The following is a 20,556-nucleotide window of genomic DNA, read 5'->3' as shown; positions in this document are numbered from 1 at the left end:
GTTTGGCGTCCTTTGCACTGAGTTCTGGTTGATTATTTGGGTTTTTATTACGCACGCTTTTCGCCTTTTCCGGCGAGTCACTTTTCTTTGTATGGCCAAAGAAAAGTAACCAAAAGAAAGGCCACCCCGACCAAGCTGGCCTGCGGCTTCCCTGCGTTACTCGGTGTTGAGCGCGCCTGCGGAACTCGCTTCGCTCAGACAGTCCTCGGCTCAACCGCTCAACCCCTGCGTTACTCGGCAGCTTGGAAGGGGAGGTAAAGCCAAGCCCCGCCGTGTGGGGTTCAGGTTTGGTTGTTTGGGTGAGTAACGCAAAAACAAGCCACGACACGGACTCCTAGTCCCATCTGAGCGGGCGAGTAGCGCAGATCTGCCGGGGAAAAGGCGCTTGCGGTGTCTGAGCGAAGCGAGTTTGCAAGCGTCCCCGGCAGATCGAGCAACGCAGCGAACCCGCAGGGCCGCGCAGCTGGGTGCCCGAGGGGGTTGTTAGGGGGAGATGGGCAAGCATCTCCCCCTGACTCGCCTAGAGGCGAAAGCGGAAATCAGCCAACCAAAAACGTTTCAAAGCTGCACGGCTCCAACAGCAATTTAGAGGGCCGTCACCCCACCGCATAAACCCGCGTCCAAACATAAATCAACAACGCCGCCGCCACCGTCCAAGCCACCACCGCCAACACCAAGGTGGTGATCAAACTAAAACGCTGACTAAACCAGGCAATCGCGATCAGATACAGCGCATAGGGAATCAGCGACCATAGGCCAAACAGCGCCGTGCTACGCAGGTCACTCGACAGGCGCTGCGTACCGATAATGTAGTGAGCAATGATGGTAAAGGTCGGGAAGAGTGGCACCAGGCCGGCGATATAAAAGCTTTTAGACTTCGCCAGCAGGGCTATCAACAGCACTGCGAGCGCACCCATTACACACTTGAGCGCAAGGGATAGCATGGTGGTCATTCCGAACAGGAGGGGATGGAAGCGCTAACTTATTCCCACCGTCTGGTTCCGTCAATTACCACTTGGTAGCAAATCATCAATAGCTGGCCAGCGGCGCCGGGGCGCCGCCGCTGGCTGCTGTGACCTCAGCTTTTGGCTGCTGCTTCAACCCAATCGATACGGTCCTGCCCGAAAAACATCTCATCACCAACAAAGAAGGTTGGCGCGCCAAACACACCGCGACCAATGGCTTCTTCCGTTGCTGCTTTGAGCTGCTCTTTTACTGCCGGATCACTCACTTTGGCCATCACTGCCGCAGGATCAAAACCGCCCTTGGCGAGCACCTTACCGACGACGTCAGGCTGGCCCATATCCAACTCATCTACCCACATGGCATTGAACACGGTGGTGAGATAACGCTCGAAATCAGCAGTCCCTTGATAGGCCATCGCGCCGCGCATCAGCTGCAGTGTATTGATCGGGAAGAAGGGGTTTTGATTTAGCGTCACGCCATAGCGCTTTGCATAGCGCTGCATGTCGATGCGGCTGTAATTGCCTTTGGCGGGCACCGTGGCCGGTGAGCTGTTGCCCGTTGCCATAAACACGCCGCCCAGCAGCATGGGTTTTAGCTCGATGCTGGCGCCGGTGCGCTTGGCCAAGCCGGTCAGCTGGGTCCAGGCCAGATAGCTGGCGGGGCTGCCAACGTCGAAATAGAACTCGATGGTTTTGCTCATAGTTATCTCGCTTGCAGGTTGTTGTTGATCGCTTAGTTAAAAGGTTTCCATCCAGGGACGCAGATCCAACTCGTGGGTCCAGCTGTCTCGTGGTTGGGTGTGAATGGCCCAATACTGGTCGGCGATATGCTCGGGATTGAGAATGCCATCCTGATCCTTCAGCGCATAGCGCTCGGGAAAGGTGTCACGAATAAAGGCGGTATCAATGGCGCCATCGATGATCGGGTGCGCCACATGGATGCCTTTGGGGCCGAGTTCGCGGGCCATACTCTGGGCCAGCGCTCGTAGCGCAAATTTGGCACCTGCAAAGGCCGAGAAACCTGAACTGCCACGCAGGGAGGCGGTGGCACCGGTGAAGATGATGGTGCCCTTGCCGCGTGGCAGCATCACCTTGGCAGCTTCGCGCCCGGTTAAAAAGCCGGATAACGCGGCCATTTCCCAGACCTTGCGATAGACCCGCGTAGTGGTCTCGGTGATGCTGAAACGCACGTTGGCGCCGATATTGAAGATCACCACTTCCACGGGGCCAATGTCGCTTTCGATCTGCTCGAACAGAGCGGTCATTTCCTCTTCGCTGCGCGCGTCGCAACCGAAAGCATGCGCCTTGCCGCCGTCAGTCTCGATCTGGCTGACCAGCTCACTTAAGCTGTCGACGTTGCGGCGGGTAACGCACAGAGTAAAGCCTTCGCGAGCAAAGCGACGGGCGATGGCGCCGCCAGTAGCATCGCCGGCACCGATCACTACGGCTACGGGGGGGTGAGCAGTCATGCGCAGTTCCTCTTGTCATTTATTGGTTCTTTTTAAGAACTGACTCGATAGTGGGTTTCTTTTTGGAACTTGTCAAGCTAGGCTGGAGCCCTCATCACCGAGGTATCAATCATGCGCTGGGAAGAACTCGATCAACAGCCTTGCTCGCTGTCCCGCACTCTGTCGGTCATCGGCGACCGCTGGACATTGCTCGTCCTGCGCGATTGCTTTCTCGGCGTGCGTCGCTTTGATGGCTTCGAAAAACGCCTCGGCGTAACCCGACACTTATTGGCCGACCGGTTGAAAAAACTGGTCGAGCATGGGGTGCTGTACAAACAGGCGTATCAGCAACGCCCGCTGCGCGAAGAATATCGGCTTAGCGAAAAGGGCATGGCATTGCACCCGGTGGTCATGTCGTTGGTTAGCTGGGGCGATACTTATATGGCCGATGAACGCGGTGCGCCCATCGAGCATATCCACAAGGGCTGCGGTAAACGCATGAAGCCGGTGATGGTCTGTTCTGAGTGCGCTGAGCCGGTTGGTGCGAGGGATATTCGTGTTGAGGTGGGCGAGGCTTTTGGTGAAGACGTTGAACGGCTATTGGCGACCTGAACGCCAAGCCAGCTTGGCTGAGCTACCGCTCGCCTCAGTGCCCCGCCGTGCGGGAAAACAGGTTGATGACCACCACGCCCGACATGATCAAGCCCATGCCGATCAGCGCGGGTAGATCCAGTTTCTGGCCATAGAGAATCCAGGACGCTAGCGAGATCAATACTATCCCCACACCAGACCAGATCGCGTAGGCGATACCCACGGGGATGGTTTTCAGAGTCAGAGACAAAAAGTAGAAAGACACCAGGTAACCTATCGCAACCACCACCGAGGGTAATGGTTTGCTGAAGCCTTCGCTGGCCTTCAGCGCTGACGTGGCGATAACTTCGGTGACGATAGCGATAACCAGATAGATCCAGTGATTCATGCACTGCGTCTCGGCCTTTACGGCGATGTTATGGGCAACTGTGTGGCGCCTTGAGGCAGGTTGATACTTCCCGGCGTCAGTCGATAAAACCCTTCTTGCGTAGTTCCTTGTCCTGCAGATACTCGCGCGTGACCAAAGTGATACCGAGGCTAATGATGAAAAGAATACCCAGAGTGATTAGAACTTTGAAGAACGCATCAGCACTGAGCGGTGCAAACCAGATCTGAAAGATCGACAGGGCGCCGCCAGCGACAAACAGCAGCAGGCAAATGATCGCACCTAGTTTCATCTTTCCCGTCCGAGAATGACCACGTAAGCCTCACGCTTCCACAATAGCAGCATGCGGCGAATGTCTTTTTCCATGGTCTGTACACGCCAGCCATCGGCAGCGTTCAGGTTCAGAAACTCAGTGAACTTGATTGGGTTGACCTTAGAGCTGCCCAGCAACAGGGAGCCAAGCATACCTTCCTGATAAATCACTACCTTGTATTCCATTACTGTTTCCTTGGATTGCTAATGACAGCTGCGCAACTTGCGGATGCAAGCTCGCAGCTGATTCTTGAGCCTTTGCGGGCTCAGGCCATACGATGCAATGCGCAGATTTTATTGCCGGATGGGTCGCGCAGGTAGGCAATGTACAGCTTGGTACCGTTGCCTTCACGCACACCTGGCGGATCTTCACAGGCAACGCCACCGGCGGCAAGGCCTGCTGCGTGCCAGGCATCAGCCTGTTCTGGGCTTTCTGCGGCAAAACCAATGGTGCTGCCGTTGCCGTGGTTGGATGGTTCGCCGTTGATCGGCTTGCTCAGGGCAAAGGTGCCGCCCTTGGTGAAGTAAAAGCAGCGGCCCATGGGATCAATGACGCCCGGCTTGCAGCCGACAACACCCAGAGTGGCGTCATAAAAAGTCTTGGAAGCCTGGATGTCATTTGAACCCAGCATGATATGGCTGAACATGGTCGTTCCTTGCATTGTTGGATTTTTATGTGCGGTAGAGCTCGCATAGAGTTGAGGGAAACGCCTGATCAGTCAAGGCCCTCCGATGGGGGGTATATTCATCACGCTTATGCACTAAGGGTTTTATCGGGCGCCGTTAAAGTCGTTAGCGTTAAAGCCATTTTTGCGCTTCCGAGAGTACCGTCTCTACCCGCTGCGGAGCCACTCGATTGCGGCGTAACGCAAGGTAGAGCGTTTCACTCACTGGGTTGGCAAGACGATGGGTCTTTATCTGCTCAGGCTGGCCAAACGCGGCCACCGCATGTGCTGGTAACACTGTGAAGCCCAAGCCAAGGCTGACCGGCTGCAGAATCAGGCTTATCTGGTTGCAGAAGCCTTTTTGGGCAAGCAGTTGGCTGTGCTGGTATGCGGGGTAATTTGCGCCCAGCAGCAAGCCTGCATGATGACTGCCGTCAGGGTGATCAATAAAGCCGAGCTGCTGCAGCGCCTGCCAGCTTGGGTCGGTCACTGCAACAGGGGTGACCAACAGCAAGGGTTCGGTAGCGATCGCCTGACAGCTCACCTCTTCGCGCGCAGAGGTTGTGGTCATAAAGCCAATATCAACGCGATGCTCGGCAATGGCGCTTTCCACATCCAGGTTAGGAGCAAAGCGGTAATCGATTACCAGCTTCGGATATTGTTGCTGCAACGCCAGCAGGTGAGGGTAAAGCTTCAGCCCCACGCTGCCCGGCGACATAACCCGCACCAGGCCTTCGTGGCTTGGGTCCTGGCCTATCTGTTGTTCCAGGTTGGACAGCGACAACAGAATCTCGCGTGCCTCGCGGTATAGCCGTTCTCCGGCCTCGGTCACGGTGAACTGCTTGCCTTCACGCAGCAGCAAGGGCGCAGCCAGCAAAGCCTCTAGCTTATGAATATGTTGGCTCACCCCTGATTGCGTCATGTGCAGTCGTTCAGCAGTACGGGTGAAATGGCCGACTTCAACCAAGGTGCAAAAGCTGCGTAACCAGAGTGGGTTAATCATTACTAGGAATACTCATTTTTATCAAAAATCATAATTTCACGTAATACATTCTCCTTCGTAAGATGTCCACTCATTCAGCGCAGGAGTCACAAACCATGTCTGCACCCTATCCAAGAAATTTCTCTCATATCGGCATCTCTGTTCCTGATCTGGACAAGGCCGTGGCTTTCTATACGGAAGTCATGGGCTGGTATGTGATCATGCAACCAAGCGACGTAACCGAAGATGACAGTGCCATCGGCCAGATGTGTACCGATGTATTCGGCGCGGGCTGGGGCAATTTCCGTATTGCCCACCTGTCGACCGGTGATCGTATCGGCGTAGAGCTTTTTCAGTTCAACGGCCAGGTGAACCCCGAGAACAATTTTGAATACTGGAAGACCGGTATCTTCCACTTCTGCGTACAAGATCCGAACGTCGAAGAATTGGCTGAGCGCATTGTCGCGGCCGGCGGCAAGAAGCGCATGGCCGAGCCGCGCTACTACTACCCCGGTGAGAAGCCTTATCGCATGATCTACATGGAAGATCCCTTCGGTAACATCCTGGAGATCTACAGCCACAGCTACGAGTTGGTGTACGGCGCAGGTGCCTATTAAATAGGCGGTGCTGTTTGCTATCGAACCATTACCAGTCTGTCATTCAGGTTGGTGATGGTTTTTGGCGTGTCCGTGGTTTGCCGCCAGCCAATGTCAGGCTGGGTTATCGCTGCGGTAAAGCAACCAAACCAAGACGAGAATAGGCAGGTTCTTGGTAAGCGGACCAAATGGATGCAGCCAGAACGCCGGTGCGATGAGTGTCAGCAGCAGCGAATAGCCAATGATGACCACTAGCTGCATCCCGCAGCAGAAGCGCAGTGCCCGGCCGCTCAGCAGCCAGATGCCGATCAGCAGATCAAGCAAGCTGCCGCTGAGAATGAAGAACCAGGCCACATCGCCGTGCAGGTTTATGCCTGCCAGTACCTGAAGGCCAATTTCTTTACCCGCGGTCAGCGAGACCACGGCGGTCATCAGCCAAAGAAAGCTCAGGCTGAGCCGCGCAATAATCTGTTGTTGGGGTGTCATGAGACTATCTCAGGCCAGCGGCAGTGGTTTGAATACCATCAGCCAGAACAATACCAAAATGGCAGCAAATGCCGGGATGCCCAAGGCGACCCACAAACGCATCAGGCGACCAAAGTCTGGCGTTAGCTGGTCGCTTTTTAATGCTTCGTTAGCCAATGTGCGCAGCCGATACTGAATCATCACCACCGGCAGCCAGCAAAGGCCGATAAACACAAACAACGCCAGTGCCGTCAAAAACCAGGGTGAGGTAAAGCTGAGGCCAAGGCGCCGCATCAGCAGCAAGCCAGTACCGAATTGCACCACCACGGCCGGAGCGGTAAACAGCCAATCGGCTAGTACTACGTGGCGTGTGGTAATCGCCAGTACTTGAAGGTTGCCCGAGCGATTCGCCATAAACATAAAAAAAGCGATGCCACTGCCGGTGCCAGCGAGCACCGCCGCACTGAGAATGTGCAGTAGCTTAAGCAGCAGGTAGCTATCCATGAAGATTATCCATGCGCTTGCTCGCTGTGATGATAGATCGCCAGGTCGCGCGCCTCATGTGCAAAGTCTTCCATCGTATAAAGATTCATACAGGGCATGGCGCCGGTGGTGGTTAGCTCGCCGGTGATCAGTTTGCGGGCCAGAATGAGGGCTGACAGGGTAGGAATATAAGGGCCGATACCGTCGGTGGCGCCCAATACCCACTTGATATGCAGCGGCTGCTGCTGATGATCCAGGCCGCGTAGGTTGATCTGCATGCCGCCAGTATCGGTGCCCCAGCGAACGAAGTATTCACTGGCGCGCACGATAGGGGTTGTCCAGCGCGACCAATCGCGCACCAGCCCCAGGCGAGCCAGCCAAGCCATCAAATACATGCCGTAGTGCAGCAGCGGGATTTCCAGCCCTGCCTGAAAGCTCACATTGCGCACCGAAGGATAGGCTAGGGGCAGTAACTCCAGGTCGGGAATATCGACATTAGCCAGCGGGCGCTTGCCGATAGTCTGATCGAAGAGCATGTCGCGCGGCGACATCCAGCCATAGACTTTTGCCCAAGCGCCATCGCGCCAAACGCGGATGGGGTGGCCGGTATACGAAAGGATGCCACTGACGGTCGCCTCGCCGCGTTCTGCCTGGTTGCCGGGTGCAATGGCAAAGTCGATATCGTCCAGCCGGGCAAAGCGCTCGGCAAAGTGGGCAATCACGCAGGAGGATAGGCCCGGGACCGAGCTGGCACCGGAAACTAATAGCACGCCCGCCGAGCGAGCGGCGGCGTCGAGCTGGCCGATATCGCAAACAAAACGCCGGTCGTCTGCCAGGTCTATGTAATGGCAACCTACCGCAATGCAGGCCTCGGGTACGCGATAATCCTGGCCTTGAAAGGGCCCGCCGGTATGGATGAGTAAGTCGGGCTGCAGCGCCCGTAATTGCTCCACCAGCGTTGGCGAATGTATATCCAGCTCAGCGGTGGTCAGTTGCGCGTTAGTCTCCTTGTTAAGCGATTGCCGCAGCGCCTCGGCCTTCGCCCGATTGCGACCGGCGATGATCAAGGTAATGTCCGGGCTACCGCAAAAGGAGGTAACGATCCGCTTGCCGAAATTACCGTAACCGCCCAGCACTAAGATGCGGCGCACGCTCATACTTTTTTACTCAAGGGCGCGCGGGGACGGTATATACGCAGACCAGCATTGGCATATTCGGGATGGTTAAAGCGCATGGTCACTCCTGTGCTGGCCCGGCTTATTAACGTCGTACCGGTTATTCCAGGTTGAGAATGCCGGCCGTGGCCAATCCCCAAATAACCGCAAAGCTCACTGCCAAAAAGATCAGCATGCTCACTATGCTTACCCCCATGACCAACCAGTTGGACTGAAAATCCAACTCGGGCGCGTCGATTATGTCTTGTTTACTGAACTGATACTTCTCGACCAGCATCCGGGCTACCACCACAAAAGCAATGGCAAACGGCAGACCCGGCACCTGTTCTGGAATGAACGGCAGTACTGCCAACAGTGCCACCATGAACATGCCGCCGTAGCGTACGGTCTGCTGCTCTTGTTCGTTGCGGTTCAGCACTCGAAAATTGTGCTTTAGATAATACAGGCCAGCCAAGGGGCCGCCGAGGAAAGTACCAAGGGCGGCTTGGGTCGGGGAGTAAACGGCTTGCGTAGACAAATTAAGCTCCAGCGAACAATGCGGAGAAGGGCATAGCAGAGACCTTCGTGAATAGAGCTGCGTAGCATAACGTGCAGCTCCATTCGGGTCCAAACCCGGTTCTCGTTTTGTTTGATGGCGCGCTCAGGCAATCAAATCAGCGATGGCTGTTTCGCCTTTGTATAACTCGTAGACCACATTTTTGCTCTGCCCGGTGCTCAGCACTCGGGTGATTACCTTGGCGACATCGGCGCGAGCGATGCATTGGTCATCAGGATTCTCCGGACGACGGACGGTGATCTGCCCGGTGCCACTGTCATCGGTCAGGCGGCCGGGACGCAGGATGGTGTAGGGCACGCCGGAGCGCTTCAAGTATTCATCGGCCATGTGCTTGGCGACCAGATAAGGTTTGATGGCTGAGGGCAGGGCGTCGGGGTTGTCTGCGCCGCGTGAGCTCACCATCACAAAGTGCTTCACGTGATGCTTGCGGGCGTAATCCACTGCTTTGCAGGCAGCCCACAGATCGATCAGCAGGGTTTTATCAGGGCCGGTGCTGGCGCCAGAACCGGCGGTGAAAACCACGCGGTCACAATCTTTAAAGGCATGCTCAAAGTCGTTTTCCAGGTCACCTTGAATAACGTTGATACCCTGAATGCCCGCTAGTTTGTCGGGGCTACGGGCCAGCGCGGTCACTTCAATTCCGGCGTCTTTCAGCATGGGCAGCGACAACAAACCGATATTACCGGTACTGCCAATAACCAGGGTTTTGCTCATAACCTACGTCCTCACGTTACTTTATCAACTCCATTGTGGAGTCTTGTTATTGTGGTTAGTTCAGCCGGCAGTCGCTGTAACAAGGCGTGATGTTATCGCCGTATGAGGGTGGTTTTTACCAGACGATTACCTTCAAACTCTAGACTTTGATAATCGTTGGATATCTTGTAGATCCATTCCTCAATGTTCATCACCCTGATTCGATCGCCAATGTGCTCGCGGTCCACGTAGCCAATAACTTCGCGAGAAATTGGTTCGCCGCAGGCCTGTAGCACCTTGAACTTGAGATCGCCTTCGTCGATGAGGTCGGTACCGCAACGCAGCGCATAAGCGTTCATGCTGCAGAGCAGTGTGAGCAGGGCCAGGCAGGTAATCTGAAAACGACGGGTAAGCAGCATGGTCAATGCCTCTTGAGGCTGCGGGTGGTGCCTTGATACTCCCACCGCTTGGCAAAGCAATCAAGGCGCCGGCATCCCGACAACAACGCGGCGACCATTGCGGTCGCCGCTGGATCGGCTGTTAGGCCGAGGCTTCGGCCTCGTAGTTGGCGTAGGAGTGTTTCAGGGTCGCGTGGTTAAGCAGCATCTCGGCCTTGAGCACTTCACCGCTGGCATCATAGATACGCGACAGCACCCAGTAAGACTCGGTGCGCTTGCTCTCAGATAGCGCGACGATCTCGCGGCGAATCAGGTAATCCTCACCCACCAACAGCGGGCCATCGACCATGCGGATTTCCTGATCGGCAAACAAGCCAATCACCGGTTGCTTGACCGGAAACTCAGCGGCCTTACTGGTGTATTCCGCCAGTACGCTAACCATCTCGGTCGGGATCACCGCACGGCCCCACGGCGTAGCACTGCCGTCGGAATACCAGTTGGAGTTCTCGGTGATGCCTTCCAGCTTCTGAGTCAGCGAGAAGGGATACAGGTTGCCCATATGCTGATCGGCTTCCATACGCACCGGCTCATCCGCCGCGCCCTTCATGCCCACGTGCAGGTCAGACAAAATCACCAACTTCTCTGGCGCACGCAGCTTGGCCATGCGCTCGTACAGCAGGCTTTCGCCCGGCGCGGCGCCGATGCTGGCGCTGGCTTCCAGCACCGCTGTGCCGTCGGCTTTCTCAGCCCAGCAGCGCACACGGGTAGCGCCCGGTGCAGGGCGTTCGACAAAGGCGCGTACCTGTTCGCCTTCTACCACCATGTTCTGGAAGTGCGACGAAAAGCAGCCGCGCTCAAACCATTCCTGGCCCCAGATCTCGACCAGCATGGGCGTGAACATACTGAAGTGCGTCGGGCCTTCAATCGGGCCAGCGCGAAAGCCCAGCTTCTCAGCCATGCTGTCGTCGTGAATCGAGGTATGGCCGCTGTATTCCTGATCGGCCAGCATTTGTTTGGGCTCGCGCAGCGGGCCGCAAAGGTAAATAGGTGTCTCGAAGCTCATATACAACTCCTTTGAACAGTGGTTAACGGATCAGCCCAGCATGCCGGCCAGACGCTGACGGATGATGCCTTCGGCTTCAGCCATGATGCGGTCGATAAGCACCTTGGCAGTCGGCACATCATTGATCAGGCCCGCAACCATGCCGCAAGACCAGGCACCGGCATCCATATCACCGGTCTTCATGATCTTCGGGTACACGCCGGCGACTTCATCAACGATGTCTTCAAACTTGAGATCGGCACCCAGGCGGCGCTCTTTCTCCAGCAGACGCTCGACCGCGCCGTTAACCATCACGCGTTCGGTATTGCGCAGTGAGCGCATAACCAGACGGGTATCCAGCTCGCTGGCCGCGACAATCGCGGCCTTCACGTTTTCGTGTACTGGCGCTTCCTGGGTAGCGATAAAGCGCGTACCCATGTTCATGCCGTCTGCACCCAATGCCAGCGCCGCCGCGAGTGAACGACCGTCAGCCATGCCGCCGGAAGCAACAAACGGAATTTTCAGCTCTTCTGCCGCGCGTGGTAGCAGAATGAAGTTAGGGATGTCGTCTTCACCCGGATGGCCGCCACACTCAAAACCATCCACGCTCACGGCATCACAACCAATCGACTCGGCCTTCAACGCGTGACGCACAGCAGTGCACTTGTGAATCACCTTGATGCCGTTTTCCTTGAGGATCGGCAGCCACTTGGCCGGATTGTTGCCTGCGGTCTCAACGGCCTTCACGCCACCCTTGATAATCGCCTCGATGTAACCGGGGTAATCAGGCTGCTTAACCGAAGGCAAAAAGGTCAGGTTTACGCCAAACGCCTTGTCGGTCATTTCACGGCAGCGGCGAATTTCTTCGGCTAGCGCTTCAGGGTTCGGCTGCGTCAATGCGGTGATCATGCCCAGGCCGCCAGCATTGGCAACCGCAGCGGCCAGCTCAGCGTAACCAACGTGGTGCATGCCGCCTTGAATGATCGGATGCTCAATGCCAAAGAGTTCTGTGATACGGGTTTTCATGATGCGGGCGCCTCGCCTGTGCACCCTCTTGGATTGGGGTGCCGGTTGGTTTAAATACTAACCGGCTGAGTTTAGGCGGGGTGGGTTAAGCAGGGCAAACACTCGGTTGCGCGTTATTCATGGGGGTTATGGTGCGGCGCCTGGCCGTCGGCTTTTATCGGCAGGTTATGCCGGCTGGTACCTTGGCCCAGGCGGCGCAGATGGGTAATGGCCTCAGGCACCGATAGCTCCAGCCGGGATACCCTGTCAGCCAATACATACACCAGCGAGCCCGACCATGGGTCTGGCGCACCGGGTATAAAAATCACCACCCGCCCGTCTACCAGCCGCTCCACCTCAAAACACAGCTGCTCAAATTCATCAAAGCGCACTAGCACCGGCTTGAGCGGCGTGGCTTCGCTCTGGTCTAGCTTGAAGTGATCAGCAAACGACTTGATAAACGCATAACCCGGCAACACCAGCAGGCCTTCATCCAAGCGGTGATAAAGACGCTTGGCCGGCGCACTTTTAGCCAGCATGCCGGCAGCGAAGCACACCAGCACCAACGCCAACAAGGTGAGCAGGTCGACCATGGCAATACCGGCGATGCTGTCCATCGGTACGACCTTGCTAATAGGCGCGGTCACCATGCGCATCAACTGTATCGCCTTGCCTAGCACCAACAGCAACACGATGAGCGGAATTAGAAACACGGCACCGCCGATCAAGGTGATTTTGATAAAACGCATTACTCTTCCTACTTGGTTACCAGATGGGATGGGCGTGTTTTTAGCATAGAAGGTTTGCCGGGCAATGGCGGATTTTCGACACAGAGATTCCAAAGGCTATTGCCAAAACGATAGCCTGCCGACAACCCAGCGGCCCCGAGATATGATGGTGCGCTAATCACCGCCGCCCGGCGGCATCAACAAGGAACACAGCATGAAGTTGATCAAGTACACGATGGTTCTTGCCCTAGCCACGCTGCTCAGCGCCTGCGGCGGCCACGACTTTGAAGGCGTCTACGAAACCCGCGCCGGCTCGGATAACGAATTGCTTAACTCCTTTGCCGAGATGACCAGCGGCGGCAAGCTGGTGATCGGCCCGGATTACATCGAATCGCAAGGCAAGCGCACCCTGTTTGATGAAATCTTTGAGCGAAAATCAGCTGGCGAGCGGTATCTGGTATTCAAGACCGGCGAGACTGAAGAGGTCTGGAAGGTTGTGGATGAAAACACCCTGATGCAGGGTGGCGGATTGATGAGCATCAAGTTGGTGCGGGTGGAGTAGGGGGCTCATTACGCTACCTGGTTAGATCCTTCCGTTGGCGAAAGCCCCTCAAACCAACGGAAGCATTATTGAATCCAGAATCCCGCAATGGTGTTGTCACGTAATGCCATCTTTACCAGATAGTCCGTATCGGTCTGATGCGGTGTAACCTTCCATAAGTGAATCAGCAAGCCATCCTGTCGTAAGACGCCCAAGTTCACGGACTCATACCCTGAAGCATAACGCCCGGCTCACCGAGCAAATTTTGGGTGGCGGCTTTTGTGCGTGTTTATGCACAAAAGGTGACAGCGGAAATTTGTCCGGTGCAGCCGCTTGTTAGCTGCCTTTCTCTGATTTCGGCGATTTTACCTGGGGCATGACAGGGGGATTTTTAGCAGGCTGAAGGCCTTTCTCCTCTGTTAATGGCCTTGGGTGATGATGCTCAGTTGAAGGTCTCTTTTCTTTTGACATGTTGCCTCCTAGGCAGGATAGAAATTATTAAGATAATCTTGAGCAGAGGCTTCTGCTTCAGCATGAAGTTTACTGTCGGTTGGAATTGTTGTTTGGATGTGTTTTTTAAGTGATTTTTGTTTCGCTGATCTTATTTCGAATCTAGCCTTATTAATTTCGGTGGCGGTCAGCTCACCTTCAGATATTGAATGCCACTTGAACTCAGCCTGAATCATTATTTCTTCTAACTCATTGAGTAGCAGAGAATAAGCTCTAATTCGGTTCTTGTACGGGAGAAAGGGATTGATCGCGGAAATTACTTGGGAGAACGCAATTATGCTAGCCCATGCCCAAGAAAATTGGTTCCATATAGCCCATGCTCCTATGCTGGCACTTGACGCTATAGCCAAAATTATCTTCAACGCTCTGTCAATGCCTTCAGATTTCTCAAGCTGTCGCTCTATAAATGCGATGTGTGTTTTGAGCTGATAAAGCTCTTTCCAGTATTGCTCTTGAACCATGTTGGTAAATTCCCTTACAGCTAACGCCAAGCTTTGGGGCGGCTGAAGCGCAGCGTAAGCCGTCCCAGCCGCGATAGCGGCGACAACAGCGCCTTGTTAGAAAACCTTACCACGTTACTTCTACTACCATTTTTCCGGTGGCATCGCGCTGTTCCACTGACTGTGTGCGATTGAAACCTTTTATTGACGTGTGATCCGTATGAACTACAGAGCCAACTTTATTCCCGCTGGAATCCAAAACCGCATATGTCCAGATGTCGGTTTCAGCCATAGTACCTTTTGAACGGTGGCTTTCTTGCTTTAAAGTTTCGCCTAAATTTAACTTAATTCTATCTTTCAAGGTTTGATCTCCATTGGTTTTCTAACTCCTCAAGCAGCGGCGCGCGTTAGCGCGTCCAGCCACGAAGTGGCGTTGCTGCCTTGACTTGTTAGAGGTTACTTGACGCATACACGCTAATCCAACATTGATTGCACACTATGGAATCGCTTTTCTCAATGAGAGGAGAATTTTCGCGCACCGTAACTTTTGGCATAGGACCATTAATAATCAAAAATATCTCAGATGTTCTGCTGCCATCCTGAAGTACGCGTTTTATCGAAGTGACTTCATCGCTGCCAGGTGCGGTAACAACAGACTTAAGATGCTTGCAGGCAAACTTCTTCCAATCTTTTACTGGCTTCTCCAAACACCGAGCACCTTGAAATTCTACGATCTCCATAAGACCTCTAACAGTGATTAGATAGCACGCGGCATTAATACATAACCGCGCGTTCGAGATAACTCCGCATCAGAACAATCAGACCTGTTGCTTTTTTCTTTTAAATTCATCGGCTTGCAGTGCCTGTCTTCGTCATCTATGTATTCGCGCGACTTCGAGATTTCACGCAGGCATTAGTACCTCACCCATTCGGGTTGCGTCTTGTTAGAACGCGCGAGGGCATTGTCTTTTAAGAAGGGAGTTTTACTGGAGGTGGTGTGACGTACCGGCAGTTCCCTTGCCCTGCTTTGAGCATAGTGCAGGCCAGTTGCCAGTCAAAGTGCTTTTTGGTTATTTAATCCCGGCGCGGAGTAGGGTTGTGCTGAGCGTTTCAGTGCGGGGCCTTTAATGCGGGCGTAAACGGCCGTTCTGCTTTGTAGATAACTCATTCGTTCTCGGTATGTTAGCGCTGCGCAGCGGCCTCGCTGGCTTCAATGCCCGCAGCACACCTCGGGCACAGGCAAGCCTTGTCGACTTGATCAGTGGGTACTCGGGCCAGCGCTTCTTTGCTGATAGGGGTGCTGAAACACCAGCAAGGCGCGCTGGAATCTGCAGTGGCGGCTAGGTCACATTGATTGGCGTTGCCGCACAGTGGGCAAAGGTCGGTCCGGGTCGATTGCATCTTTATTTCCTTTGCGTGGCAGTGCGGGTGAGTAGGGTGTTACACGCTGGTTCTGGCGGGCTTGCCGGGCGACGCTGAAAACTCTGTTACCTGATATGTGTTAGGGTGCGTGCCCTGGCATACGAGTTATCAAGTATTTTTCCCCTGCTTGTCCAGTTCGAGCGTCTTCTTCTGGCGTTTCTCGAGATCTCGCGTTCTATCGGCGGCCTGCCCGCCCTTGGCCTTCTGTTTCAACCACAGATACAGCCTTCATCTTATTGCGCCTTCGGACAATCCGACATTAGTGCGCATCACTGCAGAGCTTGATGGCTTGTCCTTTTAAGGTACGAGCCGCGCTCTTCTCCGCGTTTGATCACCGCCGGGCTATGGCTAGCCTGGCGCACGATACATCGCTTGAAAAAAGGAGTCATTATGACTTTCAGAGTTGCCATTCTCGGCGCTGGCCCCAGTGGCCTGGCCCAACTACGTGCATTTGAAGCAGCCCGTCGCGACGGTGCTGAAATCCCCGAGATCGTTTGCTATGAAAAGCAGGGCGACTGGGGTGGCTTGTGGAACTACACCTGGCGCACCGGTCTGGATGCCTACGGTGAGCCGGTGCACGGCAGTATGTATCGCTATCTCTGGTCGAATGGCCCCAAGGAATGCCTGGAATTTGCTGATTACAGCTTTGAAGAGCATTTCGGTCGCCCCATTCCGTCTTACCCGCCCCGCGCGGTGCTGCGTGATTACATCATGGGCCGGGTTGCCAAGAGCAACATGCGCCAGCACATCCGTTTTAACACGGCAGTGCATTGGGTCGCCTTTGACGAGGACACTGGCAAGTTCGCGGTGACCGTGCGTGATCTGAAGCAGGATGAGCTGAGCACGGAAGAATTCGATCACGTGATCGTGGCGACCGGGCATTTCTCTACGCCTAACGCGCCTTACTTTGAAGGCCTTGAGCAGTTCCCGGGCCGTGTATTGCACGCGCATGATTTCCGCGATGCCTGCGAATTTCAGGGCAAGGATTTGCTGCTGGTCGGCAGCAGCTACTCCGCAGAAGACATCGGCACCCAGTGCCACAAGTACGGCGCCAAGTCGGTCACCTTCAGCTATCGCACCAAGCCAATGGGCTTTGATTGGCCGGAGTCTTTCGCTGAAGTGCCCTTGCTCACCGGGGTGACCGGCAAGACCGTTCACTTTAAGGATGGCACCAGCAAAGACGTTGACGCGATCATCCTGTGTACCGGGTATCAGCATCACTTCCCGTTCCTGCCTAACGAGCTGACGTTGACCACGCACAACCGTCTTTATCCAGAGGGTTTGTACAAAGGCATAGTGTCGCTGGCCAATCCCAAGCTGTTCTTCCTGGGTATGCAGGATCAGTACTACACCTTCAACATGTTTGACGCACAGGCGTGGTATGCCCGCGACATCATGCTGGGTCGTATCACGCTGCCTGCAGCTGATGCGATGGCCGCAGATACCAGCGCCTGGGTTGCCCGTGAAGAGCAGGTGGCCGATCCCTTTGAAGCCATCGACTTTCAGGCGGCTTACATTCTCGATCTGCTTGAACCGACTGATTACCCGGCCTTTGATGTGACTAAAGTCGCTGAGATTTTCAAAGAGTGGGAGCACCACAAGGAAGCGGACATCCTCGGTTACCGCAACAAGAGCTACCGCTCTACGTTGACCGGCACCCTGGCGCCTGTGCATCACACGCCCTGGATGGATGCCATGGACGACTCGCTGGAAGCCTTTCTCGCCGAAGAGAAAACCAAGCCAACAAAGGAATCTGCATGAATCAACCTAGCCTGAGTCAGGCGCGCACGCGGTTTACCTCCAGCAGCATACGCTGGGGTTTTATGTGGGCCATGTGGTGCGCTGTACTCTGGGGCGCCTGGTATGTACCAGGTTCTGCAGTCTGGTTTGAAGCACCCTATATTGACCTGACCTACGACACCAATGCCGAGTTTTTGCTGGCCGCCGCGGTGCTGACCACCTTCAACGCCATTGCGGTGTTGTTCTTCCTGTTCGTGTGGAATGGGGTGTTGGGTAAGTTGGGCGAGTACGTTCGCACCCTCAGGCAGATGCGTTACATTTCCAAGTGGTTCTTTATCGGTGCCATTTTTGGCGGGCCGATGGCGATCTTTGGTTCGTATCTAGCAATCGGTTATATCGGCGGGGCCTTCGCGGCTATCTCGGCGCTGATGTATCCCATCATCGGTGCCACGCTGGCGCGGCTCTGGTATCAGGAGAAGATCACGCGGCGTGCCGCTGTGGGTATCTTCATCATCCTGGCGGGCGGCGTGACCGTTTACGCACCCGGCATCATCGCTGAAATCACCGGTACCGGCGAAGCCGGCTGGTTGGGTTATCTGGGTGGCGCTATGGCTGCTATTGGCTGGGGTGTTGAAGGCGCTATCGCGGGTCGTGGGCTGGATGTGGCTGACCCGGATGTGGGCATTACGGTGCGCTTTACGGCTGAAGTGCTGTATTGGGTCTTGCTGATTTTGCCAGCGATCTTCCTCTTTACCGATCAACCGGTGGTGGAATTGGTCGTTGCTACCTTCAACTGGGCTGCCATTGGCTGGCTGACACTGGCGGGCGTTACTTTCGCCTTCTGCTATGTCTCTTGGTACAAGTCGTTCCCTTTGATTGGTGTTGGGCGCGGGCAAGCGATTGCGGCGCTCTACGGTCTGTTTGCCGTGATCTTCCTGGCTGCGTTCACGCTCAAGTTTCCTGAGTGGAACTTCATTGCTGGCCTGGTGCTCTTTGTGACCGGTGGCTTTGTGATGTTTACGGAAGGTAACGACGTGCTTGAAGTGGTCCGTGCCGTATCGTCCGACCGCGAAAAAGCCAACGCCGCCGCTGATGCGAGCAACCTGTGATCATTGGAGCAACCCATGAATAAATTGCATATGAAGGGCCGCATTCTTCAGCTGATTAATGCGCAGCAGGATGTGGGTATCTGGGATTGGCAGGTCGCCGATGCGCTGATGGCAGAGTACGGCCTGAGCGGTGCTTACTGGCGCGGTAATACCCGCGTCACCCTGACTGATCTGTTCTCCAGCGGCATCATCGAAAGCGTTGAAGAGACGCTTGACGATCAAGCCTATTTTGGCAAAGGCCGCGTGTTGTTCAAGTTCCGGCTTAACGACTTTGGCCGCCAACGCATGCGCGATACCGCACTGGTTTAATAACCGGTGCGACTTACCACTCTCATCAAGGAGCTACCATGTCTGATTTTTGGGGTTTTCCGGGGGCTGATATGCTCGCCGTAGCCGTTATCATCGTGCTCAGTGGCCTGGCGCTGTACCAGGCCCGCACCTTTGTAACCAAGATCTAAACGCCACATGCTGGCCGCCCGCCTGGGTAGGCCAGCACTGGTTTTATGTTGTGGTAATGCTGACCAGCCACGGGTCAGTTTTTCGGTTCTATCTCCCTCTCTGCTCTCATCCAAAAACGCCAAGCCCCGATGACCGATGCGGTAGTGCTCTTCTAAACCCGATCAGGCTAGCTGATCCAGGTAAAGCGCCAGGATAAGGCCTATTGATGTGGCTATGCCGGCCCAGTACGCATCTTCTTTGAAGGCTTTTGGGAAGACTTCGGTCGCCAGTGAGGCCACTACAGCACCCCCCGCAAAACACTGAATTAACGAGAGCACTTCTTTCGGCACGTCTGTCATAAAGATGTTGCCTGCCAGCGCTGCTATGGAAAGAAGCGCGGCGGTGGCAGCCCAGAGTGCAAATATTTTGCCTTTGGAGGCACCAGACTTCGCCATCTCTTTCGCGCCGCCTGCCGCCTCCGGCAAGTTGGACAACAGGATGGAGCCCGCCAGGGCTGCGACCTGTAACGGCCCTGCGCCGATCAGCGCGACGCCCAGCGCGAGGTTTTCCGGGATGCCATCAAGGGTGATTGCGGCTAGCAGCCCGCCGCCTTTGCCAGATCCCCATTTTTTCTTCACCAGATAATCCAGCCCGGTAAAGACCACCGCACCCAAGAGCACAAAAGTGAATGCCTCCCAAAGCGGAGCTTCTTTCATCGCGGGTTCAATCAGTTCCAGCACCGCCGACACCATCAGAGCGCCACCGGCCAGCGCCACAATAAAACCCTCCAGTGGTTTTGGCAGCCGCCCGTAAATGCCCCAAGCGGCACCGGCCAGTAAGGCACCAGATACAACAACGACGACAATGATGGTAAGTAACATTGATTAGCACTCTGGTAACGGGGCAGTGCGAAGTTAGACGATAAATTCGGGAGGGAGTTCTGGTCAGCAATACCGCTTGCGTGGGGCCTTAGACGGGAATCAAAAAGTAGTGTTAACGCGAGGATAATGGCGTGGGCTTACATCTATGCAATTCCAACTAAACTTGTTTGCCTGTTGCCCGCAACGGCCGAGTATCGACCGTTGCGGGCTACTGCTCAGTGGGTCAGCAGGCCATCGGTCTTCATTCGCGAGACCAGGGTGTTGTAGGCGTTTTGGGTCATATCCTTCTCTGTTGTAACTGGGTGGCCGGTGAACGGCATAGCCAGCAGCATGGGTAACCAGGTCACCATGGTGGCAGAGTCGGCCAGGTCGTAGGTGTGCTGTTCCCCGCTAGAGGTCGCGGTCACTCTGAGGTGAATGGGTATGTTCGCCCACGATGGAATAACGCCGAAGCTGAAACCGGAGATCATCGCTGGTATGAGTGCCGCTTTGTTGAATTCATCAACAGAGGTGCCGTCGACCACTAAATCGGCTTGATCTCGATCCCCCACGATATCGCAGCAGCCTGATGTGCGAATAGCCGCGTCAAAGTAGTTTTTGTGCATGGCTTCGCCCTCTCTGGCTTTCCAAGTACTGAATACCTTGACCCTTTCCTGGTTCTGAACTGTGTAGCTCGCTTTATCAACGGTGGGCAGGTTGTTGGCTTTGAAAGCGGCGCATCCGGATGTCATCAAGATTGAGGCGATGACAAGCATTCCTAATATTTTCATTGTGTTTTCTTCGTTATTTTTTATGTGATTTAGCTATGCATTGCGTGTGGCTGACTAATGCCCGCCACATGAGGCGGTATTTGTTCTAGCGGCAGTGTTCTCCTCCGTGGCGTCCGGCCACGACTGTAGTTGGATTGTCGGTATTTTTTTGGTGCATGCAGGCGAGCATCTACCTAACCACGGGTGAACGCGGATCGGCGCGATGTTGAGGGGAAA

29 protein-coding genes are annotated in these 20,556 nt (G+C 55.0%); 6 read left to right on the top strand and 23 right to left on the bottom strand.

The window, feature by feature from the left end; all coding sequences use genetic code 11:
• Window positions 1–596 precede the first annotated feature (596 nt).
• From AC1XYH_RS15700 to AC1XYH_RS15690, 3 genes are all read right to left on the bottom strand, one after another.
• Window positions 597–944, bottom strand: a complete 348-nt coding sequence (locus AC1XYH_RS15700) for a GlpM family protein (RefSeq protein ID WP_483324054.1) — start codon at window positions 942–944, stop codon at window positions 597–599.
• Window positions 945–1,078: 134 nt separating this feature from the next.
• Window positions 1,079–1,666 carry a DsbA family protein gene (locus AC1XYH_RS15695; protein ID WP_483324053.1) on the bottom strand — a complete coding sequence of 196 codons (588 nt, stop codon included), beginning with the start codon at window positions 1,664–1,666 and terminating at the stop codon, window positions 1,079–1,081.
• Between the two features lie 36 nt (window positions 1,667–1,702).
• Window positions 1,703–2,434 (bottom strand): SDR family oxidoreductase, encoded by a 732-nt coding sequence (locus AC1XYH_RS15690; RefSeq protein WP_483324052.1) that lies wholly within the window; start codon window positions 2,432–2,434, stop codon window positions 1,703–1,705.
• A 111-nt stretch (window positions 2,435–2,545) separates the two neighbouring features.
• Between AC1XYH_RS15690 and AC1XYH_RS15685 the strand changes: the two genes are divergently transcribed.
• Window positions 2,546–3,025 carry a winged helix-turn-helix transcriptional regulator gene (locus tag AC1XYH_RS15685; RefSeq protein ID WP_483324051.1) on the top strand — a complete coding sequence of 160 codons (480 nt, stop codon included), beginning with the start codon at window positions 2,546–2,548 and terminating at the stop codon, window positions 3,023–3,025.
• Window positions 3,026–3,059: 34 nt separating this feature from the next.
• Here the strand turns inward: AC1XYH_RS15685 and AC1XYH_RS15680 are convergent, their stop codons facing one another.
• The 5 genes from AC1XYH_RS15680 to AC1XYH_RS15660 all read right to left on the bottom strand — a co-directional run bounded on the left by AC1XYH_RS15680 (window position 3,060) and on the right by AC1XYH_RS15660 (window position 5,369).
• Window positions 3,060–3,392: a DMT family transporter gene (locus tag AC1XYH_RS15680; protein WP_483324050.1), complete on the bottom strand. Its 333-nt coding sequence runs from the start codon at window positions 3,390–3,392 to the stop codon at window positions 3,060–3,062.
• Between the two features lie 76 nt (window positions 3,393–3,468).
• Window positions 3,469–3,681 carry a hypothetical protein gene (locus tag AC1XYH_RS15675; protein ID WP_483324049.1) on the bottom strand — a complete coding sequence of 71 codons (213 nt, stop codon included), beginning with the start codon at window positions 3,679–3,681 and terminating at the stop codon, window positions 3,469–3,471.
• A complete protein-coding gene (locus AC1XYH_RS15670) occupies window positions 3,678–3,887 on the bottom strand; it encodes a DUF4177 domain-containing protein (protein WP_483324048.1) in 210 nt (69 codons plus the stop codon). Before AC1XYH_RS15670 ends, AC1XYH_RS15675 begins: the two co-directional genes overlap by 4 nt.
• Window positions 3,888–3,967: 80 nt before the next feature.
• The gene (locus AC1XYH_RS15665; protein ID WP_483324047.1) at window positions 3,968–4,348 is read right to left on the bottom strand and encodes a VOC family protein; all 381 of its coding nucleotides are present in this window, start codon (window positions 4,346–4,348) and stop codon (window positions 3,968–3,970) included.
• 151 nt (window positions 4,349–4,499) lie between these two features.
• On the bottom strand, window positions 4,500–5,369 hold the full coding sequence (locus AC1XYH_RS15660) for a LysR family transcriptional regulator (protein ID WP_483324046.1): 870 nt from the start codon (window positions 5,367–5,369) through the stop codon (window positions 4,500–4,502).
• 95 nt (window positions 5,370–5,464) lie between these two features.
• Between AC1XYH_RS15660 and AC1XYH_RS15655 the strand changes: the two genes are divergently transcribed.
• The gene (locus AC1XYH_RS15655) at window positions 5,465–5,965 is read left to right on the top strand and encodes a lactoylglutathione lyase family protein (protein ID WP_483324045.1); all 501 of its coding nucleotides are present in this window, start codon (window positions 5,465–5,467) and stop codon (window positions 5,963–5,965) included.
• Between the two features lie 93 nt (window positions 5,966–6,058).
• Here the strand turns inward: AC1XYH_RS15655 and AC1XYH_RS15650 are convergent, their stop codons facing one another.
• From AC1XYH_RS15650 to AC1XYH_RS15610, 9 genes are all read right to left on the bottom strand, one after another.
• Window positions 6,059–6,430 carry a DoxX-like family protein gene (locus AC1XYH_RS15650; protein ID WP_483324044.1) on the bottom strand — a complete coding sequence of 124 codons (372 nt, stop codon included), beginning with the start codon at window positions 6,428–6,430 and terminating at the stop codon, window positions 6,059–6,061.
• A 9-nt stretch (window positions 6,431–6,439) separates the two neighbouring features.
• Window positions 6,440–6,913 (bottom strand): DUF2269 family protein, encoded by a 474-nt coding sequence (locus AC1XYH_RS15645; RefSeq protein ID WP_483324043.1) that lies wholly within the window; start codon window positions 6,911–6,913, stop codon window positions 6,440–6,442.
• 5 nt (window positions 6,914–6,918) lie between these two features.
• Window positions 6,919–8,043 (bottom strand): saccharopine dehydrogenase family protein, encoded by a 1,125-nt coding sequence (locus AC1XYH_RS15640; RefSeq protein WP_483324042.1) that lies wholly within the window; start codon window positions 8,041–8,043, stop codon window positions 6,919–6,921.
• 124 nt (window positions 8,044–8,167) lie between these two features.
• On the bottom strand, window positions 8,168–8,584 hold the full coding sequence (locus AC1XYH_RS15635; protein ID WP_483324041.1) for a hypothetical protein: 417 nt from the start codon (window positions 8,582–8,584) through the stop codon (window positions 8,168–8,170).
• A gap of 123 nt (window positions 8,585–8,707) precedes the next feature.
• A complete protein-coding gene (locus AC1XYH_RS15630) occupies window positions 8,708–9,337 on the bottom strand; it encodes an SDR family oxidoreductase (RefSeq protein ID WP_483324040.1) in 630 nt (209 codons plus the stop codon).
• A 92-nt stretch (window positions 9,338–9,429) separates the two neighbouring features.
• Window positions 9,430–9,735: a DUF2845 domain-containing protein gene (locus AC1XYH_RS15625; RefSeq protein ID WP_483324039.1), complete on the bottom strand. Its 306-nt coding sequence runs from the start codon at window positions 9,733–9,735 to the stop codon at window positions 9,430–9,432.
• Window positions 9,736–9,856: 121 nt separating this feature from the next.
• Window positions 9,857–10,777, bottom strand: a complete 921-nt coding sequence (locus AC1XYH_RS15620) for a hypothetical protein (protein ID WP_483324038.1) — start codon at window positions 10,775–10,777, stop codon at window positions 9,857–9,859.
• Between the two features lie 30 nt (window positions 10,778–10,807).
• Window positions 10,808–11,782, bottom strand: coding sequence for an NAD(P)H-dependent flavin oxidoreductase (locus tag AC1XYH_RS15615; RefSeq protein WP_483324037.1), 975 nt, complete (start codon window positions 11,780–11,782; stop codon window positions 10,808–10,810).
• Between the two features lie 113 nt (window positions 11,783–11,895).
• A complete protein-coding gene (locus tag AC1XYH_RS15610; protein ID WP_483324036.1) occupies window positions 11,896–12,510 on the bottom strand; it encodes a DUF502 domain-containing protein in 615 nt (204 codons plus the stop codon).
• 193 nt (window positions 12,511–12,703) lie between these two features.
• Between AC1XYH_RS15610 and AC1XYH_RS15605 the strand changes: the two genes are divergently transcribed.
• Window positions 12,704–13,051 carry a hypothetical protein gene (locus AC1XYH_RS15605; RefSeq protein ID WP_483324035.1) on the top strand — a complete coding sequence of 116 codons (348 nt, stop codon included), beginning with the start codon at window positions 12,704–12,706 and terminating at the stop codon, window positions 13,049–13,051.
• A 65-nt stretch (window positions 13,052–13,116) separates the two neighbouring features.
• Here AC1XYH_RS15605 and AC1XYH_RS15600 read toward each other — a convergent pair whose 3' ends face one another.
• From AC1XYH_RS15600 to AC1XYH_RS15585, 4 genes are all read right to left on the bottom strand, one after another.
• Window positions 13,117–13,251 carry a hypothetical protein gene (locus tag AC1XYH_RS15600; RefSeq protein WP_483324034.1) on the bottom strand — a complete coding sequence of 45 codons (135 nt, stop codon included), beginning with the start codon at window positions 13,249–13,251 and terminating at the stop codon, window positions 13,117–13,119.
• Window positions 13,252–13,509: 258 nt separating this feature from the next.
• Window positions 13,510–14,001 carry a hypothetical protein gene (locus AC1XYH_RS15595; RefSeq protein WP_483324033.1) on the bottom strand — a complete coding sequence of 164 codons (492 nt, stop codon included), beginning with the start codon at window positions 13,999–14,001 and terminating at the stop codon, window positions 13,510–13,512.
• A 106-nt stretch (window positions 14,002–14,107) separates the two neighbouring features.
• Window positions 14,108–14,341, bottom strand: coding sequence for a hypothetical protein (locus tag AC1XYH_RS15590; protein WP_483324032.1), 234 nt, complete (start codon window positions 14,339–14,341; stop codon window positions 14,108–14,110).
• An 821-nt stretch (window positions 14,342–15,162) separates the two neighbouring features.
• Entirely contained in the window at window positions 15,163–15,381 is a 219-nt protein-coding gene (locus AC1XYH_RS15585) for a cysteine-rich CWC family protein (protein WP_483324031.1), read from the bottom strand.
• Window positions 15,382–15,792: 411 nt separating this feature from the next.
• Here AC1XYH_RS15585 and AC1XYH_RS15580 point away from each other — a divergent pair, with 411 nt between their 5' ends.
• Genes AC1XYH_RS15580 through AC1XYH_RS15570 form a run of 3 tightly spaced genes read left to right on the top strand, consistent with a single transcriptional unit; the run spans window position 15,793 to window position 18,560 of the window.
• A complete protein-coding gene (locus AC1XYH_RS15580; RefSeq protein ID WP_483324030.1) occupies window positions 15,793–17,163 on the top strand; it encodes a flavin-containing monooxygenase in 1,371 nt (456 codons plus the stop codon).
• On the top strand, window positions 17,160–18,251 hold the full coding sequence (locus AC1XYH_RS15575) for a hypothetical protein (protein WP_483324029.1): 1,092 nt from the start codon (window positions 17,160–17,162) through the stop codon (window positions 18,249–18,251). The genes AC1XYH_RS15580 and AC1XYH_RS15575 overlap by 4 nt, the downstream gene beginning before the upstream one ends.
• Window positions 18,252–18,266: 15 nt before the next feature.
• On the top strand, window positions 18,267–18,560 hold the full coding sequence (locus AC1XYH_RS15570; RefSeq protein WP_483324028.1) for a hypothetical protein: 294 nt from the start codon (window positions 18,267–18,269) through the stop codon (window positions 18,558–18,560).
• A 311-nt stretch (window positions 18,561–18,871) separates the two neighbouring features.
• On the opposite strand, the gene AC1XYH_RS15565 is transcribed toward AC1XYH_RS15570, so the two are convergent.
• Together AC1XYH_RS15565 and AC1XYH_RS15560 are read right to left on the bottom strand one after the other, a co-directional pair.
• Window positions 18,872–19,570 (bottom strand): ZIP family metal transporter, encoded by a 699-nt coding sequence (locus AC1XYH_RS15565; RefSeq protein WP_483324027.1) that lies wholly within the window; start codon window positions 19,568–19,570, stop codon window positions 18,872–18,874.
• Between the two features lie 215 nt (window positions 19,571–19,785).
• Entirely contained in the window at window positions 19,786–20,340 is a 555-nt protein-coding gene (locus tag AC1XYH_RS15560) for a hypothetical protein (protein WP_483324026.1), read from the bottom strand.
• Between the last annotated feature and the right edge of the window lie 216 nt (window positions 20,341–20,556).

The organism is Pseudomonas sp. GW-45, assembly GCF_056896675.1.
The sequence above is the reverse complement of the archived record's forward strand: the minus strand, read 5'-3'. Positions and strand labels throughout refer to the sequence as shown.